This is a genomic window from Aeromonas bivalvium, assembly GCF_000819765.1.
Taxonomy (GTDB): Bacteria; Pseudomonadota; Gammaproteobacteria; order Enterobacterales; family Aeromonadaceae; genus Aeromonas; species Aeromonas bivalvium.
Genome location: NZ_CDBT01000008.1, coordinates 31,413 through 55,557, shown reverse-complemented (window position 1 = coordinate 55,557; position 24,145 = coordinate 31,413). Strand labels below are relative to the sequence as shown.

The following is a 24,145-nucleotide window of genomic DNA, read 5'->3' as shown; positions in this document are numbered from 1 at the left end:
GATCTGTATGGCGAGCGGGCTCGCCGCGTCGGCTCACGCCTCGCTGTCACCGGACTGCTCATCACCCTGGCCGGTGGCGACATGCTGGTGATGATTGACGGCACGGGCCGGCACCACGGTAGAGATGGCGTGCTTGTAAACCATCTGGCTCACCGTGTTCTTCAGCAAGATGACAAACTGGTCAAACGATTCGATCTGACCCTGCAACTTGATGCCGTTCACCAAATAGATAGAAACAGGAATCCGCTCACGGCGCAGCGCATTCAAAAACGGGTCTTGGAGAGATTGCCCCTTAGCCATCTTCTTTTTTCCTTATAGTTTGTAGTTTTTAAACACCGGATATCACTATAACAACCTGATTATACAGGGAGTGTCAAGCCGCACCAGCGCTGGCGACGACCCTGGCGAGGTTGTCAGACTCACCAGATCCCAACCAGGTGACATCAGGCCAGCCCCGCAACCAGGTCATCTGCCGTTTAGCAAGCTGACGAGTGGCAACGATGCCACGATAACGCATCTCATCATACTCCAGTTCCCCGGCCAGGTAGTCCCACATTTGGCGGTAGCCAACGCAGCGGATAGAGGGTAGGTCGGGGGTGAGATCGCCCCGGGCGCGCAAGGCCCTGACCTCCTCTTCGAACCCCTGTGCCAGCATGAGATCGAAGCGCCGCTCGATGCGCTCATGAAGCAGGCTCCGATCGGCAGGGGCGATGGCAAACTGATGCACCCGATAAGGCAGCCCCTCCCCCTGCACCCGGGTCAGATCGGTGAGGGTCTTGCCGCTGATGCGATAGACCTCGAGTGCCCTGCTCAGGCGCTGGGGATCATTGGGGTGGATGCGGGCACCGGCCACGGGGTCGATGCGCACCAGTTCGTCGTGCAGCGCCTGCCAGCCGATACGCTGGGCCTCGGCCTCAATCTCGGCGCGGATGGCCGGATCGGCGGACGGCAGGGGGGAGAGCCCCTCCAGCAGCGCCTTGAAATAGAGCATGGTCCCGCCCACCAGCAGCGGGATGCGGCCACGACCGGCTATCTCGGCCATTTCACGCAAGGCGTCGCGACAAAAGTCTGCCGCCGAATAGCTCAGGGCGGGATCCAGGATGTCGATCAGGCGATGGGGGGCGAGCCTGAGCTCATCGGCGCTGGGCTTGGCGGTGCCGATATCCATGCCGCGATAGATGAGGGCGGAATCCACGCTGATGATGTCGCAGGGCAAGGCCTGACACAGTTCGATGGCGAGATCCGTCTTGCCGGAGGCGGTAGGCCCCATCAAAAAAATCGCGCTCGGCAACTCGCTCACGTTCAGCTTCCTCTCACAGAGCAAAATACAGGGTCGTCTTGGCAGGCGGGCCCCGGCATCACTCCCCGCCCTTGGGTGGGGATACCGGGCGCGTTCTCACTCGCCATCAAATTCGGCCAGGGTGGCAGCCAGGGACAGGGGGCGCAGCAGCCGCCTGTCGGCGAAGGGCTCCCCGGGCAGATGGGCCAGCTCCCCCAGCAGGCGGTTGGCACTGGCAAAATCATATTGTTTGTCTGCGGCCAGCCCTTGCTCCACCAGCCACTGGCAGAGCACCTGGGCCTGCTCCTGGTCGTCGGCCGCCCCGAGCCCGTCCACCAGCTGCAACAACTCGGGCAGCAGCCGGGCCAGGTCGGTCTGGCGCAGCAAGGCGGGCACCCGAGTCAGGATCATGGTGTCGCGCCCCCCGCTTTTCAACTCCAGTCCCAGCCGTTTGAGCAAGATTTCCTGCTCGTTGGCCACCTGCTGCTGGGATTTGGCCAGCTTGAAGGAGACGGGCAGCAGCAGGGGCTGGGCCGCGAGCCCCTGCCCCCAGCCATCTTGCAGCCAGTGCCGCAGCAGTCGGCGCTCCGCCGCCACCAGCCGCAGCAGGGCTAGCCGCCCCCCTTGCTCCAGCAGCAGGTAGCGCCCCTCGACCAGAGAGAGTGCCCGGGCCACTTGCCCGCCCTGGGGCTCGTCCCTGACCGGGCCAACCTCCCCGGATTTGGGCATCGTGGTGAGCAGGGCCTGCATGCCCCGCAGCGCCTCCCGGCTCGGGGCCTCGGCCAAACCGACGCCATGGCCCGTGATGGCCCCGTGCGCGTGCGCCGCTTGCCCCGCCCTGTCCGCGCCGCCCCCGCCGGCAGAGGCTCCCCCCCGTTCACCGGCCCCCTCCTCGCGCACGGCGGCGGGGGCACGATAGCCATGCTCGGCGCCGTACCAGTCGGCGCGCGGAGTCTGGCCAGGGTACTCGGGCGGCTCGGCCACCGGCAGGGTCACCTCGCTCATGGCCAGGGGGGCCTCTTCCCTGGCCCGATGCAGGGCGGCAAAGAGCGCCTGGTAGATGAAATCGTGGATGAGCCGCGCCTGATGGAAACGCACCTCATGCTTGGCCGGATGGACGTTGACATCCACCTGGCGGGGATCCAGCTCTATGTAGAGCACATAGGCCGCGTGGCTGCCGGCGGGCAGCAGCTCGTCATAGGCCTGGCGGATGGCATGATTGATCAGCTTGTCGCGCATCATGCGGCCGTTGACATAGGTGTACTGCAGATCGTTCTGGGGCCTGGCCCCGGCCGGGGTCGCCAGCCAGCCCCGCAGTCGCACGTCGCTGTGCTCGCTCTCGATGGCCAGCGCATGATGCATGAAGGGGCTGCCACACACGGCGGCGAGACGGCGCTCCTGCTCCGCTATCGTGCTGGCGGCACGATACTGGCGCACCAGCTTGTCGTTGTGGCGCAGCAGCAGGGTGACATCGAAGCGCGACAGGGCGATGCGGCGCACCAGCTCGTCGATATGGGCAAACTCGGTCTTTTCGCTGCGCATGAACTTGCGCCGCGCCGGGGTGTTGAAGAAGAGATCCACCACCTCGACCGTGGTCCCGACCGGATGGGCCGCCGGCTTGATGGTGACATCCATCTCCCTCCCCTCTGCCTGCGCCTGCCAGGCCTCTGACTGCGCCTGGGTGCGGGAAGTGAAGGTGAGCCGGGAGACGGAGCTGATGGAGGCGAGCGCCTCGCCACGAAAGCCCAGGCTGTTGATGCCCTCCAGATCATCCAGGGTCGCCACCTTGGACGTGGCGTGGCGCGACAGTGCCAGCACCAGTTCGTCTTGCGCCACGCCGCAGCCGTTGTCACGGATGCGGATCAGCTTGGCGCCCCCCTTGTCGATGTCGATCTCGATCCGGTTCGCCCCCGCATCCAGGCTGTTCTCCACCAGCTCCTTCACCACGGAGGAGGGGCGCTCCACGACCTCGCCTGCGGCAATCTGGTTGGCAAGAATAGGAGGTAAAATACGGATCGGCATCGCTTACTCCTGATGATTGACCTTGGGGGGCGCGGGTGTCCTCCAGAAAGGGGAGCCATACCGCCACCTTGCCGGCGGCAAGATACGGCTCGTCATCCCTTATCCTCTGGGGATATAAAGCACCTGACCAATCTGGATCTCGTTGGATTTCAGATTGTTGTATTTCGCCAGTCGGGACATGGGGATGCCGTGGCGCTCGGCCAGGCGCGACAGGCTCTCACCGCGCTTCACCACGTGCCGGATGCTGCGCTGCTTGTCGATGGTGCTCAGCGCACCATTGCCGGGCAGGCTGGCCACCGGCTTGATGATCCCGGCCCCGGAAGCACTGGCCACGCCCACCACGGGGGCGGCGGCGCGCGCCGACTGGCTGGCCGGTGCCACCTGGCTGACGGGGCGCTGCACCGTGCGGGTCGGGGAGCTGCTCACCTTGCCCGCCATGATGGGGCCCTTGGTGGGATGCGCCCGGTAGTAGTTGCGAATGCCCTGGAAGATGGCCTGGGCCAGCTTGTTCTGATAGGCGGTGCTGGCCAGCAGCTTCTCCTCTTCGTGGTTGGAGATGAAGCCCGTCTCCACCAGCACAGAGGGGATGTCCGGCGCCTTGAGCACCGCCAGACTGGCGTGCTCGGGGGCCGACTTGTGCAGGCGGGCAACCCGTCCCATCTCCTTGAGGATCTGGCGGCTGACGTCATATCCCTCGGCACGGGACTTGTCCATGGAGAGATCCAGGAAGGTGCGCGCCAGATAGGGGTTGGGATCCGATTCGGCGATCACCTTGCCGACGCCGCCGAGCAGCTCGCCCTGCTTCTCCTGCTTCTCCAGCCAGCTGCCCATCTCGCGATTGGCGCGGTTGGTGGAGAGCACCCAGACCGAGGCGCCCCGCGGACGCGAGTTGTGGAAACTGTCCGCGTGCACGGAGACCAGCAGATCCGCCTTGGATTTGCGGGCAATCTCCGAGCGCTTGTTGAGGTCGACGAAGTAGTCGCCCCGGCGGGTCATCACCGCCTGCATCCCGGGCTCACGGTTGATGAGCGCGGCCAGCTTCTGGGAGACCGCCAGGGTCACCCGTTTCTCATAGGTTTTCCGTGGGCCTATGGAGCCCGGATCCTCGCCGCCATGGCCGGCATCGATGGTGATGATCACCTTGCTGCCTGGGGCTGCGGGCGGCGGCGCCGCGTGCCTGGCGGTGCTCTCCTCGTAGGGGAGATCGATCACCAGCCGGTGGCCATAGGGGCCGGCTGGTGCCAAAGGAAACACCACCGGCTTGATGGCGGACTTGAGATCCAGCACCAGGCGCAGGCCCCCCTTGTCCACCGGGGTGCTCTCGCGGATTTTTCGCACCAGCTCGCTCTTGTTCTCGACCCGCGCCAGATTGGTGCCATTGCTGGCCCCCTTGAGGTCGATGACCAGCCGGTCCGGGCCCGTCAGGGTGAAGTAGTTGAACTGGGGCGAGCTGGCGAGATCCAGCACCACCCGGGTGTTGTCGGGAGAGGGCCAGATCCGCACGCTCTTGAGCTGATTGGCCCAGACGGGCAAGGCCAACAGAGTAAACAACAAGGAAATTATTAGACGCACTTGGGTTGCAACCGTTCCAGAATGGCTTCGCCGATCGCAGTGCGGGCCACCAGCAGGGCCTCGCGCTGCATGTCTACATAGGTCAGGGTTATCTCGAGATCCGGGGCGGGCAGCCAGCCCTCTCCCTTCTGTGACCACTCCACCAGACAGAGGGTATGGGGTCCGAAGTAGTCACGGATCCCCATGAATTCCAGCTCCTCTGGATCAGCCAGCCGATACAAATCAAAGTGATAGACCTGCCAGGCGCCCAGTTCATAGGGTTCGACCAGTGTATAGGTCGGACTCTTTACCTTGCCTGAATGGCCGAGTCCCTGCACCCAGCCACGGGTGAGGGTGGTCTTGCCCGCCCCCAGGGTGCCGTGCAGAAACACTGTGGTCGCCTGCTCGCTGACCTGGGCCAACTGGCCACCCAGGGCTACGGTCGCTGCCTCGTCCGGCAGCCTTATCATCAACTGTTTTGCCATCGTCTTCTTAATCTGTCAGGAGTATCGGGGTTGGCCAGAAGGCGGATCCATGGCAACAGGTCCGATGCCAGCATGCCTCTCTCCCCTTCTGCCGCCGCCAGATCGGCAGCTTCCCCATGAATGACGGCCCCCAGGCAGGCCGCGTCGCGCGCCCCCAGCCCCTGGGCCAAAAGGGCGGCGATTATACCAGATAACAGGTCGCCCATGCCGCCCCCCGCCATGCCCGGGTTGCCCTCGTGGCAGAGCCAGATCTGCTGGCCGTCCGCGATCAGGGTTCCCGCCCCCTTGAGCAGCACGACGCCGCCGTAGCGTGCTTGCAGGGACACCACAGCGGCGAAGCGATCGGCCTCCACCTCGGCCACGCTGCACCCCAGCAGGCGCGCCGCCTCGGCGGGATGAGGCGTGAGCACCCAATTATCCTGATGGCGAGGCCCTTGCGCCAGCCAATTCAGCCCATCGGCATCCAATACCAGAGGCAGATCCCGGCACAAGGCCGCCTCGAACAGGGGACGCGCCCACTCGTCTCTCCCCAATCCCGGCCCCAGTACCCGCACCGATTCCCAGGCGGGCGCCAGGGGATGGCATGCCTCACCTGAGGCCGCAGACAGGAGTACCGACGCCGGCAGGCCCATCAGCTCTGGCTGAGTCAGGCTGGCGGCGGGATTGGCCGGATGCTGGCACAGCCGCACCAGGCCGGCCCCCGAGCGCAGGCAGGCCATGGCCGCGAGCAGTATGGCGCCCCCCATCCCCTGATTGCCCCCAACCAGCAGCACCCGACCATGATGCCCCTTGTGGGCGCTGCGGGGGCGGGGGGTGAGCAGGGGCGCCAGGCCGGGGTAATCGATGCGCCGGGCGGCAGGAGCCTGCCAATCCGCCAACGCCAGGCCGAGGGGGTGCAGGTCCAGCTCGCCGCACCAGCTGGGCCCCTGCCCCGTCAGCAGCCCCTGCTTAAGGCCGACCAGGCAGAGGGTGCGGGTCGCCTGCACCACGGCCCCCAGGACCTGACCCGTATCGCCATCCAGGCCTGAGGGGAGATCCACCGCCAGCACTGGGGCGGGCAAGGCATTGATGGCTGCGACAATCTCTGTCATGGCCGGGGAGAGCGGCCTGTGAGTGCCGCTGCCAAGCAGGGCATCTATCACCAGATCAGGCCCGGGGCTCGTCCCGGCCGGGATCCTGTGGTCGTCGGCGAACCGCTCCACTACCCCACCCGCCGCAGCAAAGGCGGCGGCGCTGTGGGCCTCCCCCTTGAGAGCCGAGGGATCACGGGCGGCGATGACCCGTACCGAGAGACCGGCGGCCAGAGCCAGGCGCGCCAGCACGAAGCCATCGCCGCCATTGTTGCCGGGGCCGGTGAAGATCCACCAGTGGCGCGCCTCGGGCCAGTATCGTCTGGCATGGTCAAACAACGCGCTCCCGGCTCGCTCCATCAGGTCATGGAGGCTGATGCCCGCGGCGCCCGCCAGCTCGACCTCGGCCCGGCGGATCTGATCGGTTCGCCACAGCGCCTCGGGCAGCGCCGCGCCAGGATGGCTCGGTTCGGTGCGAAGCTGTGGTAAACTGCCCGCACCTTTCCTGTTGATCTGCATCATGACGGCTCCCGATTTCGACAAACTGGCCCACGATATCAAGCTCTGGGCACGCGAGCTAGGATTTGACCAGGCCGGCATCACGGACACGGATCTGAGCCTGGAAGAGCCCAGATTGCAGGCCTGGCTCGATGCGGGCTATCACGGCTCCATGGATTACATGGCCCGCCACGGCATGATGCGCGCCCGCCCCCACGAACTGCTGCCCGGCACCCTGCGGGTGCTGTCGGTGCGGATGAACTACCTCCCGTTCGAAGCGGGCTTCGCCGCCACCCTGCGCGACCCCAGCCTGGGCTACATCAGCCGTTATGCCCTTGGCCGCGACTATCACAAGCTGCTGCGCGCCCGCCTCAAGGCGCTCGGCGAGCGCATCGAGGCCCGCTGCGAGGCCCTGGGCTGGCGCCCCTTCGTCGATTCGGCCCCCGTGCTGGAGCGTCCTCTCGCCGCCAAGGCAGGGCTTGGCTGGGTTGGCAAACACTCACTCCTGATCAATGAGTCCGCAGGCTCCTTCTTCTTCCTCGGCGAGCTGCTCCTCAGCCTGCCGCTCCCCCTGGACCAGCCGGTGGAGAAAGCGCAATGCGGCAAGTGCGTGGCCTGCATCAATATCTGCCCCACGGGGGCCATAGTCGCGCCCTATGTGGTGGACGGTCGACGCTGCATCTCCTACCTCACCATAGAGAGTGACGAGCCCATCCCCATCGATCTCAGACCCCTGCTCGGCAATCGCATCTATGGCTGCGACGACTGCCAGCTCATCTGCCCTTGGAACCGCTACGCCGATGCCAGCCCGGAGCCCGATTTTCGCCCGCGTCCCAACCTGCACAGCCCCAAGCTGCTGGATCTCTGGGGCTGGTCGGAGCCCGAGTTTCTCAAGCACACAGAGGGCAGCCCCATCCGCCGCATCGGCTATCAGCGCTGGCGCCGCAACCTGGCGGTGGCCCTTGGCAACGGTCCGGCCGACGAGGCGGTCTTCGGTGCCCTGCGTTCAGCCCTGCCAGAAGCCCTGCCCATGGTGGCCGAGCACATAGAGTGGGCATTGGCGAGCCTGGCTGCCCGCCAGCAGGGGGAGAACCGCAAGACCCGATTGCTTATCCGCTGCATCGAAAAGGGTCTGCCGGATCACGCTTGAAGGCCCGCCCCCTTGCTGTTTTCGCGCACATTTTCCATGCTTTAGCGCGCCTGGATGGCGCCATCATCACAAGGATCACAAAGATGCAGATATTGGGTGTGGACATAGGAGGCTCGGGCATCAAGGGGGCCCTGGTCGATACGCAAAGCGGCGAGCTCATCGGCGAGCGTCACCGCATCCCGACCCCGCAACCCGCCACCCCGGCGGCCATCGCCCACGCCCTCAAGCAGCTGGTCGAGCACTTCCAGTGGCAGGGCCCCATCGGCTGCGGCTTTCCCGCCACCATACATCATGGCGTGGCCAAGAATGCCTCCAACATCGACAAGAGCTGGATAGAGACGGATGCAGCCAGGCTGTTTGGCGAGGTGACCGGCCTGCCCTGCTTCGTGCTCAATGACGCCGATGCCGCCGGTCTTGCCGAGATGCGTTTCGGCGCCGGGCAGAGCCATGGCGGCGTCGTCATCCTGGTGACGGTCGGTACCGGCATAGGCACGGCCCTGTTCGTGGAGGGGCATCTGCTGCCCAACACCGAGCTGGGTCACCTGATGCTGGAGGGCATGGTTGCCGAACGCTACTGCTCCGATGCGGCGCGCAAGCGCGAGGATCTCTCCTGGGGAAAATGGGGCAAGCGCTTCAATCAGTATCTGGCCCGGCTCGAGTTTCTGTTCTCCCCCGATCTCTTCATCCTGGGTGGGGGCTGCGCCGCCAAGCTCGACAGATTCGTGGACAAGATAGCGACCCGAGCCCCCCTTATCGCCGCCGCCAGCCTCAATCAGGCTGGGATCATCGGGGCCGCACTCTACGGCGCCGAACAGATCAGATTGCAGCAGGGGACCAGGAAAAAGCGGGGCGGTGCCCCCAAGCAGACCCACTGAGGCGAGGCGCCAGGCTCAAACCGTCCTCTGCCATGGCGGGCCCGCCCTGCCCTAGAGGTCATCGAGTCGATGGGCGCCATGGACCAGGCGGGTCAGGCGGGCCTGCTCCAGCCCGCTCAGGTTGCGCAGCAGAGCGGCGGTGGCCTCGGTTGGGCACTCCCGTGCCAGCCTGTCCAGCTCGGCCACCAGCCTCCTCTCCAGATCGCAGGCCAGGGCCACTATCTCATCCCCTTGCGCCCCGGCCGGCAGCGTCAACTCGGTGATGAGGGGCAGCAGCTCCTCATCGAAGCCCAGCTCGAACCAGGTCAGGGCCTGGGCCTCCCCCAGCTGCTCGGCATACTCCTCGAGGTGGGCGGCGGCGGCATCTTCCCTCCCCCGCAGATACATCAGCAACATGCGACTGCGTTCGGCATCCACTTCCCGACTCAAGCGGCCATAGGCCAGCGCCAGCCTGTGGTGCACCTCCCCGAGATAGCGCAACAGATCCTTGATTTGCTTGCTGCTCATGGCTCCTGCTCCCCTTGTCCTCACTCTGCCCCAGTATAGGGCCGCCGCGCACCGCCCCTGCGAGGATCCAACCATCCCTTGCGTTGCATCAAGGGGAGCGACAACAAAGGGGATCCTGGACCAAAACGGTACATTTTATGCCTGTCACAGAGGCGACGACCCGGCTCGAGAAACGGGCGGCGAGATGGTTGCAGCAGTGGTGTGCACAGGGAGTGCGCACAGGGATGCGGTGAGCAGGGTTCAAACAGGAAGACGATGGGAGATGGGCAGAAATGACCAGCCCGAGGGGCAGACAGCAAGAGGGATGAAGGCGGAAAACGAGACTCGCACTCGCGGCCCTGGCCTTGGCAAGCACGGACAGTGCGCTACCAACCGAGTTGACGATGGTCGTATTGAAATTCTGGGCTTGGGTAAACAAACGATGAAGAGAGATTGGAGCGGGAAACGAGACTCGAACTCGCGACCCCGACCTTGGCAAGGTCGTGCTCTACCAACTGAGCTATTCCCGCAACGAAGGGTGTTAATCACAGCTATCACTGACGGCTTGCGGATGCTTGGAGCGGGAAACGAGACTCGAACTCGCGACCCCGACCTTGGCAAGGTCGTGCTCTACCAACTGAGCTATTCCCGCATCGATTCGACATGAGGTCGATGCATCTGCAAACAGGGTTCTCTTTTGCAAGAGTGGAGCGGGAAACGAGACTCGAACTCGCGACCCCGACCTTGGCAAGGTCGTGCTCTACCAACTGAGCTATTCCCGCAACGGATAGTGCCAAAAACAGGTACTGCTGACGTCTTTGCGGATGCTTGGAGCGGGAAACGAGACTCGAACTCGCGACCCCGACCTTGGCAAGGTCGTGCTCTACCAACTGAGCTATTCCCGCATCGATTCGACATGAGGTCGATGCATCTGCAAACACGGTATTCTTTCGCAGGAGTGACGCGGGGAAACGAGATTCAGACTCTCGACTCCGGCCTTGGCAAGCACGATTCATGCTCTACCGGCCTGGCTACTCCGGCAAAATCTATTGGAGCGGGAAACGAGACTCGAACTCGCGACCCCGACCTTGGCAAGGTCGTGCTCTACCAACTGAGCTATTCCCGCAACATGGGTACTGACTTGGGTACATCAAGAAGGGCATATGCTTGGAGCGGGAAACGAGACTCGAACTCGCGACCCCGACCTTGGCAAGGTCGTGCTCTACCAACTGAGCTATTCCCGCATCATCTCGGCGTTACACCGATGCATCTGCCTAACTCTTTGCTTCTTCATCGATATTGGAGCGGGAAACGAGACTCGAACTCGCGACCCCGACCTTGGCAAGGTCGTGCTCTACCAACTGAGCTATTCCCGCAACATCATCGATAAAAAAATCGTGCGGCATTTGGTTGCTTGCGCTACCACACGGGAGCCGAATTATAAGAGCCGGGGGATCAATTGCAAGGGCTTTTTTGTCTGGCAATGCCTGTTCGCTTAAAAGCTGGTCGAACTGCCGATTTTCCCAACCGATAGTGCCGGGTGCCCCTTATTTCCCCCTCTTCCGCCTGTCAGAGCGAGCGGCCTGACTCGTCTCGACTCACCATGCGCCCGAGAGCCCGAGGGAGCCGACTCAGATCTTGAAGACCTGGGCGCGGTAGAACTGCAGCTCGGCGATGGACTCGCGGATATCGTCCAGCGCCTGGTGGGAGCCGCTCTTCTTGAATTGCTCCAGCAACTCCGGCTGCCAGCGGCGCACCAGCTCCTTGATGGTGCTGACATCCACGTTGCGGTAATGGAAGAAGGCTTCCAGCTGTGCCATGTGCTTGACCATGAAACGGCGATCCTGGCCGATGCTGTTGCCACACAATGGGCTGGTACGCTCCGGCACCCACTGGCGAATGAAGGCAAGGGTTTCGGCCACGGCCCTGGCCTCGTCATGCTGGCTCGCCTTGACCCGGGCCACCAGACCGCTCTTGGTGTGGGTGTTGACGTTCCACTCATCCATCTTGGCCAACTCTTCGTCGCTCTGGTGAATCGCGATGACAGGCCCCTCGGCCAGCACGTTCAGATCCTTGTCGGTGATGATGGTGGCAATCTCGATAACCACGTTCTGTTCGGGGTCCAGCCCCGTCATCTCCATGTCGATCCATACCAGGTTCTGCGCGCTGACTGTCATGATTGCTCTCTCTATCTCGGGAGGAATGGCGGAATTTTGCCAATTTGCATGTATCATACTGGCTTTGGATCTGTTCATAAACCGGCAAACCCCGTGGCAAAGAAAGCGAAACTCAATCTGGGTCAACAAAGGCGTGTCCAGGTCAACCGCGAGAAGCGGTTACAAAAAGAGCACAACAATCAGGTGGATGACACCCTGTTCGGCCCGGCCATCGAAGGCATGGTGATCAGCCGTTTCGGTCAGCATGCGGACGTCGAGGCCAGCGATGGCACCATACACCGCAGCAACCTGAGACGCAGCAGCATTAGCAGCCTGGTGTGCGGCGATCGCGTGGTGTGGCGTCCCGGCCTGAACGAGGCGACCCCTGGGGTCATAGAGGCGGTGCATCCGCGTCACTCGGTACTGACTCGGCCGGACTTCTACGACGGGGTCAAGCCCATCGCCGCCAACATCGACCAGATCGTCATCGTCTCGGCGGTGATGCCCGAGTTCTCCACCAATATTGTCGACCGCTACCTGGTGGCCGCCGAAGATGTGGAAATCGCCCCCCTCATCGTGCTGAACAAGGTCGACATGCTGGACGATGCCGCGCGCGCACAGGTCGAGCGCCAGCTCGCCGCCTACCGCAAGCTCGGCTACCCGGTGCTGCTGGTGAGCTGCGAGAGCGGCGAAGGCATCGACGCCCTCAAGGCGGCACTGACCGATAAGATCAGCATCTTCGTCGGCCAGTCCGGGGTGGGCAAATCGTCACTCACCAACGCCCTGATGCCGGGGCTGGGCGTGCTCACAGGCGAGATCTCCGAAAACTCGGGGCTGGGCACCCACACCACCACCACGGCGCGGCTCTATCACTTCCCGAGTGGCGGCGATCTCATCGACTCCCCGGGGATCCGCGAGTTCGCCCTCTGGCACCTGGAAGCCGATCGCATCACCTGGTGTTTCGTGGAGTTTCGCGACTACCTGGGGGGCTGCAAGTTTCGCGACTGCACCCACAAGGACGATCCCGGCTGCGCCCTGCGCGGCGCGGTAGAGCGGGGCGAGATCAGCGCCGACCGCTTCCACAACTATCACCGCATCCTGGAAACCATGCAGGAAGCCCGCCACGGTCGGCAACAAGCCCGGCTGTGACCCATACCCCCTCTTGCTATAAAAGAGCAGATGAAGATCATGAGCATTACTGACAACCTGAAAATTGCCGGCCAATACTGTCTGCCCAAGCACGCCCTTTCCCGTCTGGTGGGCAAACTGGCGGCGGCTGAGTCCGGCAAGCTCACCACCCGGGTGATCGAGGCCTTTATCAAGCAGTACGGCGTCGACATGAGCGAGGCGCTGCACGAAGATCCCGCCCACTATGCAAGCTTCAACGCCTTCTTCACCCGCGAGCTCAAGCCCGGCATCCGCCCTGTGGTGGAAGACGCCATGACCCTGGCCCTGCCGGTGGATGGCACCGTCAGCCAGCTCGGTCCCATCAGTCAAGGCCGCATCATCCAGGCCAAGGGCCACGACTACAGCGCCCGCGAACTGCTGGGCGGCTATGAGGATCTGGTGGCGCCGTTCAAGGATGGCGACTTTGCCACCATCTATCTGGCGCCCAAGGATTACCACCGCATCCACATGCCCCTGGACGGCGTGCTGGAGAGCATGGTGTTCGTCCCCGGCGATCTCTTCTCCGTCAACCCGCTCACCGCCGAGAACGTCCCCAACCTGTTTGCCCGCAACGAACGGGTGGTCGCCACCTTCCGCACCCCCCACGGCCCCATGGCCCTGGTGCTGGTCGGCGCCACCATAGTCGCCAGCATCGAGACCATCTGGGCCGGCAACATAGCCCCGACCAGAGAGAAGAAGGTGGTGCGCTGGGACTACACCGGCGATGAGGCCATCACCCTGCAAAAAGGCGCCGAGATGGGCCTGTTCAAGCTGGGCAGTACCGTGGTCTGCCTGTTTGGCCCGGGCATGCTGGCCGGTTTCGAGCCCCATCTGGCCAACGGCGTCACCACCCGCATGGGTCAGCCCTTTGCCACCCTGGCGGCGCAGGCATGAGCGATCAACCCGCCTCCCAGAAGAACAACCCGCTGCACGGGCTGACCCTGGAAGCCATCGTCACCGCCCTGGTGGCCCACTACGGCTGGGAAAAGCTGGGGCAGGAGATCAATATCCGCTGCTTCACCGATAATCCCAGCATCAAGTCGAGCCTGAAGTTCCTGCGCAAGACCCCCTGGGCCAGGGAGAAGGTGGAGAGCCTCTACCTCTATGTGCTGCGCAAGCAATCCAAACAGAAGGACGGTCCAGATGGCCTTTAAGATCACCTACACCTACGGCAAGAAGACCAAGGAGATTGGCTACGCCAACGACAAGTTCAACAGCATCTATGATGCCGTTGCCGCCGCCGAAGGGATCGATCTGACCCGCTTTCACGCCATGGAAGAGCAGCTGGCCCAGGTGTGTCGCCGCGACAAGAAGAGCGTGAAGGACTACCGGGAGAACTACTTCAAGGAGCTGGGCTTCTCCAACATCCTCATCGAGCGGGACCCCAAGGAGTAAGCATGCGCCCCCTGACCCTGATGGCGGCCACCCTGCTGCTGGCCGCCTGCAACACGACGCCGCGGGAGCCCATGGTCGGCGCGGATCGCGACGAGCATGACTGCATAGCCAGCGCGGGTTATCAATGGTCGGCGTTGGCAGGCCAGTGCGTACGGCTGTTCGAGCAGGGCATTCGCCTCAACCCGACCGACGCCGGCCAGACCGCCAGTGCCTTCGTGCTGTTCAACGCCGATCAGAGCCAGGCCGAACTGCACCTGCCCGATGGCGAGTCTCTTCGCCTGACCCGTCAGGGCGAAGAGGGCGACTGGTCCTGGCAGGGCGACGCCTATCAGCTCTTCCCCTGGAAAGGCTATGTGCTCAAATCCGGCGACCGGGTGTTGTATCACGGCGATCTGACACCTTGATCCCCATCCTGTCGCAAGCCGCTTCCCCTCCCTCACGACCCTGATGGCCGAAGCGCAGGCACAAAAAAACCCCGTTGCATGCAACGGGGTTTTTCATGGTACCCGGCAGGATCAGTTGCCAAGGGTGGCGAACAGGCTCTGCTCCAGGCTACCGCGGGAGACGCACACCGGGGTGATGGAGGGGGCCGCTACCCGCTCACCGGAGGACTCGACGAAGTAGAGCTCAGTGTTGCCCTTGACGTTGACGGTGGCCACGCTGTTGGTGCCGCTCTGGGTGACGATCAGGTTGATCTGCAGGTTGGGGTTGCCCAGGGCGACCTTGGATCCCATGGTGCCGCAGTCGAGCCACTCCAGGCCATCGACGGCCTGCTCTATGTTGGCGGTCATCAGTCCGGTGGCGCGCTGGCTGGTCTCTATCTTGAGGCCCTGGTCGGCAAACCACTTCTCGGCACGGGCCCACACCAGATCGACCGGGATCTGCATCTCCTGGGTGTTGTTGGTCGCCTTGGCAACCGGCGGAGTGTAACGGTACTGCTCGCCACCATTGTTGTCCGCCGCACAGCCTGCCAGCAGCAGCGCCAGGGCGCTCCCCATTATTTTTTTCATCTGTCTTTTCTCGTCTCGTCATGAGGCCATAGGCCAACCGGCGGCTATTATGGCGCCGGGACAAGCGGCTGTCAGCAGGGCAACAAAGAAATGATCGGGGCCCAAGCGGGCTTTACAAAAAGGCTTGCCTGTCATAGATTTGCTCGAAACTTGCCCTTTGAGCCCACCTTTCCATCTTGTTTACCCCAGACCAGCTTCAAGCCCTCATCGATCAGCTCCCCATGACGATTTTCTGTCGGGATCCGGCTGGCCGTTATCTGCTGGTCAATCGCCAGTTTGCCCGGCACGCCGGCGCCGCCCACCCGAACGAGATCGTCGGCAAGACGGATGGGGAACTGCCCTGGGGCGACCTGTTTCGGGAAGAGGACGACCAGATCCTCGCCAGTGGCCACCCCCTGCTGCACCAGCAGCAGCTCTGCCATGGCGAGGAGAGCGACTACTGGATCGAGACCCACAAGGTGCCGCTCTACGATGAACTCGGCGACCCCTTCGCCCTGTTCGGCGTGGTGAACGAGATAGGCCAGCACAAGGCGCTGGAGCAGACCTTCAAACAGCAGCAGCTGTTGCAGCGACGCCTGCTGGATGCCATTCCCGACCCTATCCGGCTCGAGGATCACGATGGCCGCGTGCTCGATTGCAACCAGGCCTTCCTCGATTTCATGGGGCTGCAGGCGAGCGAGGTGCTGGGTCACAACATCGGCCAGCACCTGCCCCCCCAGATGCCCATGGGACGTGGCGAGTATTGTCTGCTGGATGCCAGGGGACAGGGTCGCCACCTGGAGATCATCCGGGTCGAGGTGCCGGATGACAATGGCCTCTCCCTCGGGGTACTGACCCTGAGCCGCGATATCACGGGGCTGCGCACCACCCAGGCCCAGCTGCAACAGGAGCAGCACTACGACAGCCTCACCGGCCTGCTCAAGCTCTCCCACTTTCTGCAAACCAGCCGCCACCTGGGGGGGCGCCCGGCAGGCCTGCTGCTCATCGATCTGCAACACTTTCGCGAGATCAATGACAGATTCGGCATCCGCATCGCCGACCGCTTGCTCAGCCAGGTCGCCCAGCGCCTGCAACGGCTCACCCCGGCAAACGCCCTGCTGTGCCGGGTCGCCGCCGATGATTTCGCCCTGTTGCTGCCCGAGCCGGGCAAACCTCTGCTTGAGTGGAGCCAGCGACTGCAAGAGGAGTTGATGGCCCCCTACCAGGTCGAGGAGCACCGCATCCAGGTCACCGCCTTCCTCGGCATCGCCCAGGGGCGGGCCAACGATGCCGAGCGTCTGCTGGGCCATGCGGAGGCCGCCCTGGCCGAGGGCAAGCGGCTGCAACAGCACAGCACCCTGTTCGACCCCCTGCTCTATCAGCAGTTGCAGCGACGCAAGCGGCTCAGCGCCGACTTGCCCCAGGCGATCCGTTCGGCCGAACTGGTGGCCGTCTACCAGCCCATCATCTGTGCCCGGCAGGACAAGCTGCACGGTGCCGAGCTGCTCTGCCGCTGGCCCCACCCCCAGCTCGGCATGATAGCGCCGGACGAATTCATTCCCCTGGCCGAGGAGCTGGGACTCATCGGCCGGCTCGGTGATCTGATGCTGGAGCAGGGTTGTGCCCAGCTCGCCCGCTGGCAGGCGGTGTGGCCGAGTCTGATGCTGTCGGTCAACCTCTCTCCCCTGCAATTTCGTGACCCCGGCCTGTGCGACCACGTCCAGGCCTGCGCCCGGCGCCACGGCATCGCCCCCGCCACCCTGGAGCTGGAGATCACCGAAGGCGTGCTGATGGAGAATGCCGACGAGATAGAGCAGAACCTCTCCAGCCTGATCCGGGCCGGCTTCCAGCTCGCCATCGATGACTTCGGCACCGGCTATTGCTCGCTGGCCTACCTGCCCCGGCTCGAGGTCGCCACCCTCAAGCTGGATCGAAGCTTCACCCGGGATCTGGTCAGCAATGGGGCCACCACGGCCATCGTCCGCTCCGTCATCGGCCTGGGCCATGAGCTCGGCATCCAGATCACCGCCGAGGGCGTCGAAACCCAGGAGCAGCGCCGCTGGTTGAGCGAGGCGGGCTGTGATCGGCTGCAGGGTTATCTGTTCAGTCGCCCCCTCCCGCCAGACGAGTTTGGCCGCAGTTACGGCCTCGGCGACTGATCGCCTGCCACCATTGCCCAAGACGAGTTTGGCCGCAGCTACGGTCTCGGCGACTGAGCGCCTGCCACCATTGCGCCAGACGCCAGACGCCAGACGCCAGACGAGTTTGGCCGCAGCTACGGCCTCAGGAACTGATCGCCTGCTGTCGTACCTCCCCGGGAGTGCGGGCACCGGGACACGGCTCATCGCCAGATGACAAAAAGCAGAAGGCCACCCGCAGGTGGCCTTCTCGTGTATGGCAGGGTCGCAGCCCGCTCTCGCGCCAAGGCCGGGGCCACGGCCGTTGCCTGGGTCAATCCCGGCCCCGCATCACTCCTGGAAGTAGGTGCCCCAGCCGTCGTAATCGACGCCGTATTTCTCCAGGATGGGACGCATCTTCTCGATATCGGCGAGGATCCGTTCCACATCCAGGGCACATTCGACCGTGGCATCGAAACAGAAGATGGTGGCGCCGTCGTCCAGCTCCATCTCTTCGGCATCGGTCACTTCGAAGCCGGCCTTGAACAGGTCCACCGCGGCCTTTTCCAGCAGATCGAAATCCTGGCAGGCGAAGTGGTGTTCAATCTCGTAATCAAGATCGGGGTTGCTACCATCGGCCAGCAGTTCGTTGACGATGGCGCTGGTCTCGTCGCGCCACTCTTGCATATCCAGACTCATGTTGCCTCCCAGGCGGTATGGTTGCGCAAAGCATACCTGTCCGGCGCGCCGCGCTCAACGAGTGTCGACGCCATCTCGCCCCTCCTCAGCGCCCCGGCCATCTCCCCCAAATGGGGACATGCCCGTTTTGGGGGAACATCCGCACCATATTCCAGAAAATAGCGACAAGACCGCATATATCACAGGAAATAAGCCGATGAAGAAGAGGGATCGGACCATGACGCTATGTTCCCACAGCACGGGGCAAGCGTCCGGGTGCCATGACAAAGTGGGACGACTCGGGTTATCAAGGGTCGGCAAGCCAGCCTTGCAATCGAGAGAGGAGCCCGACCGGGCTCCTTTTTTTCACGTGATGGAGCACGTTGATAATGACTACAAAAACCATACTGAGCCTGCTGGTCGGCTCGACCCTTATGATTGGAAACCAAACCCAGGCCGCCCCGGCCCATGGCCCGTTCGATGCCCCCTTGGCCGACGAGGTGAAGGTGCTGGATATGCTGAAGAAAAGCGGCCGCATCCCCACCCTGGCCTCCCCCGAGCAGGAGCAGGCCGCCCTGGCCCGTTTCTACCGCGACAAGTCTCGGGCCTATCAGGGCCAGGGGGGCACCCTGGCCCTGAAAGAGGGCAAGGTGCGGGAAACCATCCTCAAGAAGATCCGCCTCAACGGCACCGCCCGCCCGGGGGACAGGGTGCCCACCCTGCTGCTCAAGGCCATCGAGAAGGAGCACTACCGGGGCAGCATGCGGCAGGACAAGATCCTCGCCATCCTGGTGGACTTTCCCGACTATCCGAAAAACAGCATCACCCCGGATCTCACCAGGATGTACTACCCGGACTACAGCCCGGCCCACTACCAGGATCTGCTGTTCTCGGCCAAGGGCTATGCCGGTCCCAATGGCGAGCGGTTCATCTCCATGCGCCAGTTCTACGAGCAGCAGTCGGGCCAGAGTTACAGCGTGCGCGGCCAGGTGGCGGGCTGGTACACCGCCAGCCAGCCCGCCGCCTACTACGGCAGCAACCTGAACGAGACGGCGGTGCGCGAGCTGGTGAAGGAGGCCCTGGCCCAGGTGGCGGCGGATCCCGCCATCGATCTCGCCGAGTTTGATCAGGAGGATCGCTACGATCTCAACGACAACGGCAAGCTGGACGAGCCGGACGGCCTCATCGACCACCTGATGATCTTCCACTCCAGCGTGGGGGAAGAGGCCGGTGGTGGCGATCTTGGCGAGAATGCCATCTGGGCCCACCGCTGGAATCTGGGCGCCCCCTACCCCATCCCGGGCACCAGCAGCCCGGCGGGGGATTTCAACGGCCAGTATGCCGCCTACGACTACACCATACAGCCCATCGATGCGGCGGCCGGGGTCTGCGCCCACGAATATGGTCACGACCTCGGCCTGCCGGACGAGTACGACACCAAGTACAGCGGCAAGGGCGAACCGGTGGCGACCTGGTCCATCATGTCCTCCGGCTCCTGGGCCGGGGTCATAGGCGGCACAGAGCCGACCGGCTTCTCCCCCTGGGCCAAGGCGTTTTTGCAGGCCTCCATCGGCGGCAACTGGCTACACGGCAGCAATGTGCATGTCGACGACCTCGGCCGGCGCGGCAACGTCTACATGCTGGATCAGGCCAACGACAAGGGGCGCAACGACGATGTGGTGCGCATCAATCTGCCACCCAAGCAGGTGCCCCTCAATCCCCCCTACGCCGGCCAGTACCAGTACCACGGCGGCAAGGGCAACAACCTGGACAACCGCATGAGCCTCGCGCTGGATTTGCGCGACCGCCAGCACGCCGCCCTGACCTTCAAGACCTGGTATCAGATTGAGGAGGGCTACGACTATGCAAGGGTGCTGGTCAACGGCGAGCCCATCCCGGGCAACCTGACCACCAGCGACGATCCGAACGGGGTCGGTTTCGGGGTCGGCATCACGGGCAACTCCAATGGCTGGGTGGAGGCCGAGTTCGACCTCACCCCCTGGGCCGGTCAGCAGATCCAGCTCAGCGTGCAATACCAGAGCGATGGCGGCGTGGCCGAGCATGGTCTGTTCCTGGACGATATCCAGCTCGTCGCCGATGGCGACACCCTGCTCAGCGACGGGGCCGAGGGCACCTCTTCCTTCACCCTGGCCGGCTTTGTGAGAAGCAATGGCAACGAAGCCAAGGATCACTACTACCTGGCCGAATGGCGCAACCATGCCGGGGTCGATAAGGGGCTGGCCCACATCAACGTCAGCGACCAGCTGATGCGCTACGAACCGGGCATGCTGCTCTGGTACGTGGACAGCAGTCAGGAAAACAACTGGGTGGGCCTGCATCCGGGCGAGGGCTTCCTCGGGGTGGTGGATGCGGATCAGCGCACCCTGACCTGGAGTGACGGCGCCGTGGCCGGTACCCGCTATCAGATCCACGATGCCACCTTCAGCCTGGGCTTCCAGCGTCCCCTGCAACTGGACCACCCGAGCGGTTCCTTCCTGCGGGATCTCTGGCTGGCCCCCAGGCGCACCTTCAAGGATGGCAACCGCTACCAGAGCGACGCCATCCCGGATGCAGGCCGCACCCTGCCCCACTACGGCCTCAAGATTGCAGTCACGGGGCAGGCACGGGACATGAGCACGGGGCGCATCATCATCAGCAGACAGTGACGCCCCTGATACCAGGCCCCGACAGGGGCCTTTTTTATGCTGCCCCGCCCAGTCCCCACCGCCATTGGCGAGGAAAGCGGCGGATTGTGCAGATGTCGAGCGAACGGTGAATTAATCGAGTCATGCGGTTGACACTGATGCGGCAAAAGGGTTTAATGCGCGCCGTTGCCCAGATAGCTCAGTCGGTAGAGCAGGGGATTGAAAATCCCCGTGTCGGCGGTTCGATTCCGTCTCTGGGCACCAACAATTCCTCCTTAGTTCAGTCGGTAGAACGGCGGACTGTTAATCCGTATGTCACTGGTTCAAGTCCAGTAGGAGGAGCCAAATTTGAAAAGCCCGCTCAATCGAGCGGGCTTTTTGTTTTTTCACGGTCGGGGCGACGCCGACAGTCTGCCTCCCCTCTGCTCACCCCGCCAGCTCTATCTTGCCGTAATCGAGGCGATTCTCCTTGGGTGCCCCCTCAATGCTGCGCACCTCGTTGAACCTGTACCTGAGGATGTAGCCGAAGCAGGCGAAGAAGAGCCCTATCACCAGGGCGCCAACCCACTGGATCTCGAGAAAATCGAGCTGGAACAGCAGAGTCAGGCCGGCCAGCATCAGCAGGTTTAGCCCGAAGTAGCGCCACTGGCCGAGCCGCGCAGTGGTCAGTCCCAGGTTGTCGGTGTAAAGGCGGATCAGGGAGTCGAGGGAGTTGATCACCATGGTGATCCCCACGGCGACCATGGCCCAGTTGAAGAAGCCGGCGGTCGACAATCCCTGCTCGTGGTAGTAGTAGAGCACGGCAAACCAGACGGCGATGGCCAGGGAGGGGAACACCAGCATGGCTCCCAGCAGTTGCCAGGTGCGCAGGCCACCGACGAAGCGGGCGGTGAACTGGCCGATCATGATGCTCCAGGAGAACCACCAGTAGAGATAAAAAGCGTGGTAATCATTGAGGGGCAGCACGAAGCGATCTATGTGACCAAAGTAGCCCCCCACCAGTGCCAGGGTGGCGGCAAAGTCGGCCAGAGACCCTGCCGGGGTGAGGAAGGCGGCGCCCCACATCAGGGCGATCAGGGCGATGAAGCAGGTCGTGGTGCCCAGGCTCAGGACCCGCACGAACTTCAGGCTGGTGCTCGAATAGATGGAGAGCCCTATCACCACCAGCACGAGCAGGTAAAAACTCGCCACCAGGCTCTCGCCATCCCCTATCTGGGGCAGATACCAGGGCAGGTTGCTCAGCAGCAGATAGGCGGTGAAGGCGCAGGTGCCTATGATCACCAGGTTGTTGAGAAACTTCACCGGCGCCAGCTCGAAGAACTTCACTCTGGGTTCTATCACGCAAAAATAGAAACAGGTCAGGAAGTAGAAACCCCAGATGAGAAAACCCCAGTAACCGAACTCGATGGCGAGCGGGTTGGTGAACCCGTATTCCGGGCTCGCCTGCAGATCGGCATAACCGGCAAACTCGGTCAGCGGGAACATGATGAGTCCCACATCCAGCCCGGAAGTGAACAGGATGGCGATGAAGGTGAAGGTGCGCACCGGCGTGGTGCCGATGCAGCGGATATTGCCCCAGCGATAGAGGACAAACGCGATGGCGGCAAAGGTAAAGAGGATCCCCGCACTGAGCCAGGCCGTCATGACTGACCTCCCGCGATATCCATTTCGTGACCAAACATAGGTGCTCCTTGTCATTGCATTGTGATGTTCAAGAAGCAGTTCGGCTTCCGGCGGCCATGGCTTCCCCTACCCCACGGCTGCGGGGGAAGGGATGGACGCGGGATCAGGACTTAACTATCGCCAGCGCCACCTGGGGCCCAGCGATAGGTAAAGACTGACGAACTGCCGTGCCAGGGTGCTCTCTGCACACACTGTCGTTGTGGTGAACCCTCAGGCCAGGGCGCGTACCGGCGCCCGGGGGCGCTGCTTCTCCTGCCAGTGGTCGGCCAGCCCCACCTCGACCGGGGATGCCGCGAGCGGCGCCTTGCCGAGGATCAGGTCGGCGGCGCGCTCGGCCACCATCAGGGTGGGAGCATTGAGGTTGCCGTTGGGAATGGTCGGAAAGATGGAGGAGTCCACCACCCGCAACCCTTGCAGACCATGGACCCGGGTCTCGGGATCCACCACCGCCAGGGCGTCCGTCCCCATCTTGCAGGAGCAGGAGGGGTGGTAGGCGCTCTCCACGGCACTGCGCACGAAGGCATCTATCTGCTCGTCGCTTTGTACCGAGGCCCCCGGCTGTATCTCCTCTCCCCGGTAGGCATCTAGGGCGGGCTGGCCGATGATCTCCCGGGTCAGGCGCACGCAGGCGCGAAACCCTTCGACGTCATCGGGATGGGAGAGATAGTTGAAGCGGATGGCGGGAGCCTCGCGGGGATCCGCCGAGCGCACCGCCACCTGGCCGCGACTGCGGGGCTTGTTGTGGCCGATATGCACCTGGAAGCCGTGACCCGCAAACGCCTCCCTGCCGTCATAGCGCATGGCGGCGGGCAGGAAGTGGTATTGCAGATCCGGCCAGGGCACCCCGGCCTTGGAGCGAATGAAGCCGCAGGACTCGAAGTGATTGGTCGCCCCCAGGCCATCCTTGCGCAGCAGCCAGCGGCTGCCGATGAGGAACTTGTCCCACAGCCCCAGCTTGCCGTTGAGGGTGATGGGCTGCTGGCAGCGAAACTGGAAGTAGAACTCCAGATGATCCTGCAGGTTTTCCCCCACCCCGGGCAGAGGATGCAGCACCCCTATGCCCGCTTGCTTCAGGGCATCGGGGTTGCCGATGCCGGAGAGTTGCAGCAGATGGGGGGAGCCTATGGGTCCGGCACTCAGGATCACCTCCTTGTCGGCCCTCACCTCCTCCATCTTGCCTGCGCGCTCGAAGCGCACCCCGACCGCCCGCTTGCCCTCCAGCAACACCTTGTGGACCAGGGCGCCGGTTTGCACAGTGAGGTTGGCCCTGGCCATGGCGGGCCTCAGATAGGCGTTGGCGCTGGAGCTGCGCACCCCTTGCTTCACCGTCATGTGCATGGGGCCGAACCCCTCCTGCTGGCGGCCGTTGTAATCGGCCGTGGCGTCATAGCCCGCCTCCACACCGGCGTCGACGAAGGCCTGGTAGAGGGGGTTTTGCATCTGGTTGCCGTTGTTGACCCCAAGGGGCCCTTCGTCGCCACGATACTCGTCCCCACCGAAGGCCCACTGCTCGGCCCGCTTGAAGTAGGGCAGGCAGTGTGCATAGTCCCAGCCCTCGGCCCCCGCCTGCTGCCACTCGTCAAAGTCCCCGGCGTGGCCGCGCACATAGACCATGCCGTTGATGGAAGACGATCCCCCCAGCACCTTGCCCCGGGGGCAGTGCATGCGCCGCCCGTCCAGATGGGGCTCGGGCTCGGTCTCGAACTGCCAGGCGTACTTTTTGGTGTTCATGGGGATGGAGAGGGCGGTCGGCATCTGGATGAAGATGCTCCTGTCGCTGCCCCCTGTCTCCAGCAGCAGCACCCTGTAGCGGCCATCCTCGCTCAGGCGGTTGGCCAGCACGCACCCGGCGCTGCCCGCCCCCACTATGATGTAATCGAATCGCTTCATGGCGCCTCC

At 63.6% G+C, this 24,145-nt stretch carries 21 protein-coding genes and 9 tRNA genes; 11 read left to right on the top strand and 19 right to left on the bottom strand.

Annotation, left to right across the window (positions count from 1 at the left end; translation table 11 throughout):
- Positions 1 to 33 precede the first annotated feature (33 nt).
- The 6 genes from hfq to BN1119_RS01345 all read right to left on the bottom strand — a co-directional run bounded on the left by hfq (position 34) and on the right by BN1119_RS01345 (position 6,929).
- The gene (gene hfq, locus BN1119_RS01370; protein WP_041992785.1) at positions 34 to 300 is read right to left on the bottom strand and encodes an RNA chaperone Hfq; all 267 of its coding nucleotides are present in this window, start codon (positions 298 to 300) and stop codon (positions 34 to 36) included.
- Between the two features lie 73 nt (positions 301 to 373).
- Entirely contained in the window at positions 374 to 1,291 is a 918-nt protein-coding gene (gene miaA / locus BN1119_RS01365) for a tRNA (adenosine(37)-N6)-dimethylallyltransferase MiaA (RefSeq protein ID WP_084205257.1), read from the bottom strand.
- 105 nt (positions 1,292 to 1,396) lie between these two features.
- Entirely contained in the window at positions 1,397 to 3,301 is a 1,905-nt protein-coding gene (gene mutL, locus BN1119_RS01360) for a DNA mismatch repair endonuclease MutL (RefSeq protein WP_041992783.1), read from the bottom strand.
- Positions 3,302 to 3,400: 99 nt separating this feature from the next.
- The gene (locus BN1119_RS01355; RefSeq protein ID WP_041992779.1) at positions 3,401 to 4,873 is read right to left on the bottom strand and encodes an N-acetylmuramoyl-L-alanine amidase; all 1,473 of its coding nucleotides are present in this window, start codon (positions 4,871 to 4,873) and stop codon (positions 3,401 to 3,403) included.
- On the bottom strand, positions 4,864 to 5,337 hold the full coding sequence (gene tsaE, locus BN1119_RS01350) for a tRNA (adenosine(37)-N6)-threonylcarbamoyltransferase complex ATPase subunit type 1 TsaE (RefSeq protein WP_041992775.1): 474 nt from the start codon (positions 5,335 to 5,337) through the stop codon (positions 4,864 to 4,866). The genes BN1119_RS01355 and tsaE overlap by 10 nt, the downstream gene beginning before the upstream one ends.
- Positions 5,322 to 6,929 carry an NAD(P)H-hydrate dehydratase gene (locus tag BN1119_RS01345; protein ID WP_084205240.1) on the bottom strand — a complete coding sequence of 536 codons (1,608 nt, stop codon included), beginning with the start codon at positions 6,927 to 6,929 and terminating at the stop codon, positions 5,322 to 5,324. Before BN1119_RS01345 ends, tsaE begins: the two co-directional genes overlap by 16 nt.
- On the opposite strand from BN1119_RS01345, the gene queG reads away from it, so the two are divergent.
- Positions 6,928 to 8,055: a tRNA epoxyqueuosine(34) reductase QueG gene (gene queG, locus BN1119_RS01340; RefSeq protein ID WP_041992772.1), complete on the top strand. Its 1,128-nt coding sequence runs from the start codon at positions 6,928 to 6,930 to the stop codon at positions 8,053 to 8,055. The two genes, BN1119_RS01345 and queG, sit on opposite strands and share 2 nt — an antisense overlap.
- An 83-nt stretch (positions 8,056 to 8,138) precedes the next feature.
- Positions 8,139 to 8,930 (top strand): polyphosphate--glucose phosphotransferase, encoded by a 792-nt coding sequence (gene ppgK, locus BN1119_RS01335; protein WP_041992769.1) that lies wholly within the window; start codon positions 8,139 to 8,141, stop codon positions 8,928 to 8,930.
- 51 nt (positions 8,931 to 8,981) lie between these two features.
- Here ppgK and BN1119_RS01330 read toward each other — a convergent pair whose 3' ends face one another.
- From BN1119_RS01330 to orn, 9 genes are all read right to left on the bottom strand, one after another.
- A complete protein-coding gene (locus tag BN1119_RS01330) occupies positions 8,982 to 9,437 on the bottom strand; it encodes a hypothetical protein (protein ID WP_041992767.1) in 456 nt (151 codons plus the stop codon).
- A 433-nt stretch (positions 9,438 to 9,870) separates the two neighbouring features.
- Positions 9,871 to 9,946: transfer RNA gene (locus BN1119_RS01325), tRNA-Gly, on the bottom strand.
- A 46-nt stretch (positions 9,947 to 9,992) separates the two neighbouring features.
- A tRNA-Gly gene (locus BN1119_RS01320) sits at positions 9,993 to 10,068 on the bottom strand.
- Between the two features lie 54 nt (positions 10,069 to 10,122).
- Positions 10,123 to 10,198, bottom strand: a tRNA-Gly gene (locus tag BN1119_RS01315).
- A 47-nt stretch (positions 10,199 to 10,245) separates the two neighbouring features.
- Positions 10,246 to 10,321: transfer RNA gene (locus BN1119_RS01310), tRNA-Gly, on the bottom strand.
- Between the two features lie 145 nt (positions 10,322 to 10,466).
- Positions 10,467 to 10,542: transfer RNA gene (locus BN1119_RS01305), tRNA-Gly, on the bottom strand.
- Between the two features lie 42 nt (positions 10,543 to 10,584).
- A tRNA-Gly gene (locus BN1119_RS01300) sits at positions 10,585 to 10,660 on the bottom strand.
- Positions 10,661 to 10,716: 56 nt separating this feature from the next.
- Positions 10,717 to 10,792 (bottom strand) — tRNA-Gly (locus BN1119_RS01295).
- A gap of 255 nt (positions 10,793 to 11,047) precedes the next feature.
- Positions 11,048 to 11,593, bottom strand: a complete 546-nt coding sequence (gene orn / locus BN1119_RS01290) for an oligoribonuclease (RefSeq protein ID WP_041992765.1) — start codon at positions 11,591 to 11,593, stop codon at positions 11,048 to 11,050.
- Between the two features lie 93 nt (positions 11,594 to 11,686).
- On the opposite strand from orn, the gene rsgA reads away from it, so the two are divergent.
- From rsgA to BN1119_RS01265, 5 genes are read left to right on the top strand one after another with little or no spacing between them, the layout of a single operon-like run.
- On the top strand, positions 11,687 to 12,721 hold the full coding sequence (rsgA, locus tag BN1119_RS01285) for a small ribosomal subunit biogenesis GTPase RsgA (RefSeq protein WP_041992763.1): 1,035 nt from the start codon (positions 11,687 to 11,689) through the stop codon (positions 12,719 to 12,721).
- A gap of 39 nt (positions 12,722 to 12,760) precedes the next feature.
- A complete protein-coding gene (gene asd, locus BN1119_RS01280; RefSeq protein ID WP_041993790.1) occupies positions 12,761 to 13,633 on the top strand; it encodes an archaetidylserine decarboxylase in 873 nt (290 codons plus the stop codon).
- Entirely contained in the window at positions 13,630 to 13,893 is a 264-nt protein-coding gene (locus tag BN1119_RS01275; protein ID WP_041992760.1) for a VF530 family protein, read from the top strand. Before asd ends, BN1119_RS01275 begins: the two co-directional genes overlap by 4 nt.
- The gene (locus BN1119_RS01270; protein ID WP_041992756.1) at positions 13,883 to 14,134 is read left to right on the top strand and encodes a DUF2960 domain-containing protein; all 252 of its coding nucleotides are present in this window, start codon (positions 13,883 to 13,885) and stop codon (positions 14,132 to 14,134) included. The genes BN1119_RS01275 and BN1119_RS01270 overlap by 11 nt, the downstream gene beginning before the upstream one ends.
- Positions 14,135 to 14,136: 2 nt before the next feature.
- Positions 14,137 to 14,538 (top strand): hypothetical protein, encoded by a 402-nt coding sequence (locus BN1119_RS01265; protein ID WP_041992753.1) that lies wholly within the window; start codon positions 14,137 to 14,139, stop codon positions 14,536 to 14,538.
- A gap of 111 nt (positions 14,539 to 14,649) precedes the next feature.
- On the opposite strand, the gene BN1119_RS01260 is transcribed toward BN1119_RS01265, so the two are convergent.
- Positions 14,650 to 15,144: a hypothetical protein gene (locus tag BN1119_RS01260; RefSeq protein WP_041992750.1), complete on the bottom strand. Its 495-nt coding sequence runs from the start codon at positions 15,142 to 15,144 to the stop codon at positions 14,650 to 14,652.
- 176 nt (positions 15,145 to 15,320) lie between these two features.
- On the opposite strand from BN1119_RS01260, the gene BN1119_RS01255 reads away from it, so the two are divergent.
- Entirely contained in the window at positions 15,321 to 17,282 is a 1,962-nt protein-coding gene (locus BN1119_RS01255; protein WP_084205238.1) for a sensor domain-containing protein, read from the top strand.
- Between the two features lie 309 nt (positions 17,283 to 17,591).
- Here the strand turns inward: BN1119_RS01255 and rraB are convergent, their stop codons facing one another.
- Positions 17,592 to 17,927, bottom strand: a complete 336-nt coding sequence (gene rraB, locus BN1119_RS01250; RefSeq protein ID WP_041992747.1) for a ribonuclease E inhibitor RraB — start codon at positions 17,925 to 17,927, stop codon at positions 17,592 to 17,594.
- 380 nt (positions 17,928 to 18,307) lie between these two features.
- Between rraB and BN1119_RS01245 the strand changes: the two genes are divergently transcribed.
- The 3 genes from BN1119_RS01245 to BN1119_RS01235 all read left to right on the top strand — a co-directional run bounded on the left by BN1119_RS01245 (position 18,308) and on the right by BN1119_RS01235 (position 20,908).
- Positions 18,308 to 20,584, top strand: a complete 2,277-nt coding sequence (locus BN1119_RS01245; RefSeq protein WP_041992744.1) for an immune inhibitor A domain-containing protein — start codon at positions 18,308 to 18,310, stop codon at positions 20,582 to 20,584.
- A 167-nt stretch (positions 20,585 to 20,751) separates the two neighbouring features.
- Positions 20,752 to 20,827, top strand: a tRNA-Phe gene (locus tag BN1119_RS01240).
- Between the two features lie 5 nt (positions 20,828 to 20,832).
- Positions 20,833 to 20,908 (top strand) — tRNA-Asn (locus BN1119_RS01235).
- An 81-nt stretch (positions 20,909 to 20,989) separates the two neighbouring features.
- Here the strand turns inward: BN1119_RS01235 and BN1119_RS01230 are convergent.
- Positions 20,990 to 22,207, bottom strand: a complete 1,218-nt coding sequence (locus BN1119_RS01230; RefSeq protein WP_041992741.1) for a BCCT family transporter — start codon at positions 22,205 to 22,207, stop codon at positions 20,990 to 20,992.
- A 249-nt stretch (positions 22,208 to 22,456) separates the two neighbouring features.
- On the bottom strand, positions 22,457 to 24,136 hold the full coding sequence (gene betA / locus BN1119_RS01225; protein ID WP_041992738.1) for a choline dehydrogenase: 1,680 nt from the start codon (positions 24,134 to 24,136) through the stop codon (positions 22,457 to 22,459).
- Between the last annotated feature and the right edge of the window lie 9 nt (positions 24,137 to 24,145).